We start from the raw sequence: 5,029 nt of genomic DNA on the forward strand, positions 1-5,029 counted from the left end.
GGTTCTGGCAGGCTTCATCACCCGCCTCGATACGCCGCTCTCCTCAAACCGTCATCACCCAGTTTCAGCCATAGCTCTTCGCGATTGGCCATCTCCACGATCAGAGTTGGCGCCGCCAATCCCAGTCGATGCCGACCGCGATCTGCACCGTCTGGCTCATGACCAATGGCCGCCCCTGCCCAGCGGGACCCGCTGCTCAGGCTTGGCGATGCGCGTGACAAGGGTATGGCCGTAATAGCCAGAGCGATAGCCGAGACGCTCCGGCGTGCGCTCGTTTTTCGAAGCACCCAGCGCCTCGTCCATCTCGGCCTCGAGCACTTCACCGCCCTCTCTCAGCGAATTTGCAGAACTCTCGGGAAGCGCTGGAGCGAAGTACTGCACACTTCCGGCTCCCGTATCCTCGTATCGACTACCAAGACATCCCTAATCTACCCGGTGTGCCGTCAGGCTGACCACTGGCTCCTGTCTCGCGAGTTGTTCGTCGTCGAGCCAGCAAAGGCTGCGATGGTTGTTTCCGAGATCCTTTAGGGGCGGTAGCTCTCTTTCGCAGCGGTTCTCGGGAACAAACTTCTTCCATCGACAGCGCGTCTGGAACGGACAGCCGGGCGGCGGATTCATCGCTGAAGGCATCTCACCTTCGAGCACGATGCGCTTTTTGACCGCGCTGGTGTCGGCAATCGGGATCGCGGACAAGAGCGCTTCCGTATACGGGTGGTAAGGAGGCGAAAAGATCTGGTCTGTCGTGCCCTGTTCAACAATGTGGCCAAGATACATGACCACCACCCGGTCAGCTATGTAGCGCACCACGGAGAGGTCGTGGCTGATGAACAACATCGTCGTCTTGTTCTTGTGCTGGATATCCATCAACAGTTCAGTCACCGCCGCCTGCACCGAGACGTCGAGAGCGGAAACTGGCTCATCGGCCACGACCAGTTTGGCGCCGCCAGCGAAGGCTCGAGCTATGCCGATGCGCTGTTTTTGTCCGCCAGAGAGCTGGCGAGGCTTGCGTTTTTCGAAAGCTCGCGGGAGCTTGACCAGATCCAGCAACTCCAGCATTTTTTGCCGCCGCTCTGCGCGGGTGTTCCCCACCTTGAACTTCTCCAGCGTGCGGATGATTTGCGAGCCAACCGTGTGGCTTGGGTTGAGGGTGTCAAACGGGTTCTGAAACACCATTTGGATGGAAGAAACCGTTTGCACGTCACGCGCCTCAATGCCCGTCGACTGGATTTGCTTTCCGCAAAAATTCACGGTGCCGGAGCTTGAAGTTTCGAGACCGAGCAGCACTTTCGCCAGCGTGGACTTGCCGCAGCCAGACTCTCCGACGACAGCCACAGTCTCGGATTGGCTCGCCTCGAAGGTGACGTTCTCAATGGCCTTGACGGCGCGCTTTTGCCCGCTGCCGAAGATCGAGTTCGCAGCGACGTGATAGTATTTCTTCATGCTACTAACATTGAGCACTGGCGCGCCTGGCCTCACCGGCTCGCGGGTCCTTTCAGAACCCTCAGGAAGCGCAGCCCAATCAATTTCATTGAATCTCACGCAGCGGCTGTAGTGGCCCTCGTGCCCCGCAACCGGGATCATGGGGATTTCGCCGGCGTCGCAACGGCCTCGCACGAAATGTTGGCACCGCGGACCAAAATTGCAGCCGCGCGGCCGCTCATGCGGAAGAGGAAGCTGGCCAGGGATGGCTACTATCGGCCGCGAATTTTTGTCCGCCCCTGGCAAGGGTATCGATCGAAAGAGGCCTTGCGTGTAAGGGTGGCGCATCCGGTCGAACACATCGGAAACCGTACCTGTCTCAACAGCCTCTCCGCAATACATCACAGTGATGCGATCGCAGGTCTCCAGGATCAGGCCCAGATTGTGTGACACGAAGATCATTGAGGTGCCGAAGCGCTTCCCGAGATCCTTCACCAGATCAATAATGCCTGCCTCGACTGTTACGTCGAGGGCTGTTGTGGGCTCGTCCAGGAGGAGGAGCGCCGGTTTGGAGAGCAACGCCATGGCTATGACTATGCGCTGCTGCTGACCGCCGGAAAGCTGGTGGGGGTAGGAGCGCATGATGCGCTCCGGATCGGGGAGGCGGACCGCCTTGAGCATCTCAAGCGAGCGGCGATATGCCTCCTGGTTCGATGCTTTCTCATGAAGGACCGGCACTTCCATCAGTTGCTCGCCGACCCTCATGGCTGGGTTAAGACTCGCCATGGGCTCCTGATATACCATGGCTATCTTGTGGCCGCGGAGCGCACGGAGCTCCTCCACGGACATCTCCCCCATGTCCCGGCCTTGGAATTTGATATGGCCCCCGACGATCTTTCCGAGACCGGGAAGGTCGCGCATGATGCCAAGTGAAACAGTAGACTTGCCGCAGCCTGATTCCCCGACGATCCCCATCGACTCCCCAGGCATCACGGTGCAAGAAAAGTCCATCACGGCGGGGATGTCGCCGCTCTTGGTCAGGAAAGAAATCGACAGGTTTTCGATCTCGATGATCGGCTGGGCGCTTGCGACCCTCGTCAATTTGACAGCTTCGTTCATGGGCGGGCTCTCAATCTTTAAGCGATTCTTCGCGAAGTGCGTCGGCTAGAAGGTTCAGCCCGAGCACAAAGGACATGAGCGCGATAGCCGGAGGCAGTGCCGGATGGATAAAAGCGCGTAGGAGCCGGCTTGCATCCTTGATGGCGGTGCCCCAATCAGGGCTATCGGGCGGGACTCCTAATCCGAAATAGCCCAGTGTTCCGAGCAGGATCGTGGTGTAGCCAACTCGCAAGCAGGCATCTACGATCAGCGGTCCTCGAGCATTTGGCAGGATTTCCCAAATCATGATGTACCAGGCGCTCTCGCCGCGCGTCTGGGCGGCAGCGATGTAATCGCGGGTTTTGATGTCCATGACCAGGCCGCGCACGATGCGAAACACGCTGGGGGATGATCCTAGCACCACGCCGATAAAAATGTTGAGGTAGTCCGCCCTAACGTGAATAGTGCCTAAAGGGTCGGCGTCAAATATCACGCCGGCATAGATCCAGGCGCCGATCACAATGGTAAGCCCAATAAACAGGTAATACCGATCCGGACGGCCCCTGAAGCGAGTATGGAACAGGGTCAAAAAGAATATGATCGGGATCAAGAAGATCACCGCCGCGAACGATCTCGCAATCGACACTCCAATGCCTGTCGCCTCGCTGAACCAATTGTCGAACGACAACTCGCGAACATCTGGCGTGACCAGCAAGTAAAACAGCAATATAACGGGGAATGCCAGCAGGAGATTGACTAGGAAAGATAAAACAGAATCGACGCGGCCGCCGTAGTATCCCGCGGGCAAGCCGAGGCCTATCCCAGCAATTAGCGCAAAAGCCGTGGCTGGGGGGGCGATCGACATCACAATTCGGCTGCCGTAAATCATGCGACTGAACACATCCCGCGCAAGCGAGTCGCCGCCAAAATAGTAGACTCCGCTGCTGCCAGGGACCATGGTTCCCGGCAGAGCATCCTTCATGACCGCGACCTGGCTGATGGGATCAAAGGGCGCGATCATGGAAGCGAAGAGGGCTGTAAATAGCCAGAAGAGGCAGATGACAACGCCAGAGAGGCCGACGCCCGTTCTGAAAAGGTCGCCATAGAGCCCAAGCTGTTTACGGAGGCCGATGCTGAACGTAAGACAGACAGCCATAGCGATCCAGACCGACCAGAACCGTCCCAGAACGGCCAGAGCCACACTGAACCATCCAATGATCTCAAGCTGCATAGACACCTCCTACTGCACCCGAATGCGCGGGTTGAGATAAACGTAGCCCACATCGGAGATCAGCTGAGTCAGCAGCACGACGATCACCGACACCAGCGAGCAGCCTAGCAGAAGGTCGATGTCATTGTTGGCCGCCGCGTCGTTCAATATGAAGCCGAAGCCTTGGTAGCGAAACATCGTCTCCACCACCACCACGCCGGTGAGCAGCCAGGGGAACTGAAGCATGATTATCGTAAAAGGAGTGATCAGCGCATTGCGCAATGCGTGTTTGACGACCACTCTAGGAAATGAAAGGCCTTTTAGTCGGGCAGTGCGGATGTATTGCTGCGTCATCACTTCGACCATCGACGCTCGTGTCATGCGGGCTATATAGCCTATGTCGGCGATGGCCATCGTCATCACTGGCAACGCGAAATTGTAGAAGGTAAGGCCTTGTCCGGTCGCCGAAGCGGCCGAGCCGTTCAACCACCCGAGCCAGGAAGCGAAGATCACCGTGAAGATGACGCCTGAGACGTATTCAGGCGTGGCTGTCGTTACAATCGAGAGGACGGATAGTGTCCTGTCCGTTGGCGTCCCCTCGCGCATGCCGGCAAGGATGCCCATCAGCAACGAAATTGGCACGATCGCCGCCAGGGCCCAGAACATCAGCTTACTTGTGGCAACCAACGCCGGTACAATTTTTGCGGAAACGGCGGTCCTGAATTTTGTCGAACAGCCGAAGTCGCCTTGCAGGACGCCGGAAAACTGGCGCGTTTCGGGTTCGCTGCAAAAGCCGAATTTGAACGTTGGCTTGCCAGTGTTTGGGTCGAGGCTAGGATCCTTGGGCCAGACGCCAACCCATTCGGCGTAGCGCTTGAAGAAGGGCTCGCGATAGCCATTTGCTTGGAGCCAGTTTTCTACGTCCACAGCGCTTGCTCGATTATTGGTCTGGTTTAGCGCGAGCTTCTTAAGGTTCGGTTCTAAGTTGACCATATAAAAGACTATTAGCGTTAAACTGAACATGGTCAGCGCCATCACGCCGAGACGCCGCAAGATAAAGCTATGCATCATATCCTCATCAATACTGATGGCGTGGACCCGATCAACCTCGACCTGAACCGGCCCGGATCGTGAGCTGATTGGAACAGCTGGCGAAGGGTACCTTAGCTTACGGCCGCGACATAGCATCAGCTTCTTTTTTCAATAGGCGATACAGCAGCAACGGCGTAGACGGAAAAGATCTCGTTTGATATAGACCTGCTTCATGTCAAAGCTCCGCGGTCTTGTGCCCTCCACCCATTC

The 5,029-nt window shown here is 57.2% G+C and carries 3 protein-coding genes and 1 pseudogene; all 4 read right to left on the reverse strand.

Features of this window, described 5'->3' with window-relative positions; genetic code table 11:
- Positions 1-159: 159 nt before the first annotated feature.
- Positions 160-321: pseudogene (locus tag CK222_RS31205) on the reverse strand (transposase); the annotation flags it as partial.
- Between the two features lie 102 nt (positions 322-423).
- On the reverse strand, positions 424-2,538 hold the full coding sequence (locus tag CK222_RS31210; protein ID WP_095802981.1) for an ABC transporter ATP-binding protein: 2,115 nt from the start codon (positions 2,536-2,538) through the stop codon (positions 424-426).
- A gap of 10 nt (positions 2,539-2,548) precedes the next feature.
- Entirely contained in the window at positions 2,549-3,748 is a 1,200-nt protein-coding gene (locus tag CK222_RS31215) for an ABC transporter permease (RefSeq protein ID WP_095802982.1), read from the reverse strand.
- Positions 3,749-3,757: 9 nt separating this feature from the next.
- The gene (locus CK222_RS31220; RefSeq protein ID WP_095802983.1) at positions 3,758-4,795 is read right to left on the reverse strand and encodes an ABC transporter permease; all 1,038 of its coding nucleotides are present in this window, start codon (positions 4,793-4,795) and stop codon (positions 3,758-3,760) included.
- Positions 4,796-5,029: the final 234 nt, after the last annotated feature.

This window comes from Mesorhizobium sp. WSM3866 (genome assembly GCF_002294795.1).
Classification (GTDB): Bacteria; Pseudomonadota; Alphaproteobacteria; order Rhizobiales; family Rhizobiaceae; genus Mesorhizobium.

Coding starts and splice junctions, on each gene's coding strand:
- CK222_RS31210 (WP_095802981.1), bottom strand. CDS start 2,538: ATGAACGAAGCTGTCAAATTGACGAGGGTCGCAAGCGCCCAGCCGATC.
- CK222_RS31215 (WP_095802982.1), bottom strand. CDS start 3,748: ATGCAGCTTGAGATCATTGGATGGTTCAGTGTGGCTCTGGCCGTTCTG.
- CK222_RS31220 (WP_095802983.1), bottom strand. CDS start 4,795: ATGCATAGCTTTATCTTGCGGCGTCTCGGCGTGATGGCGCTGACCATG.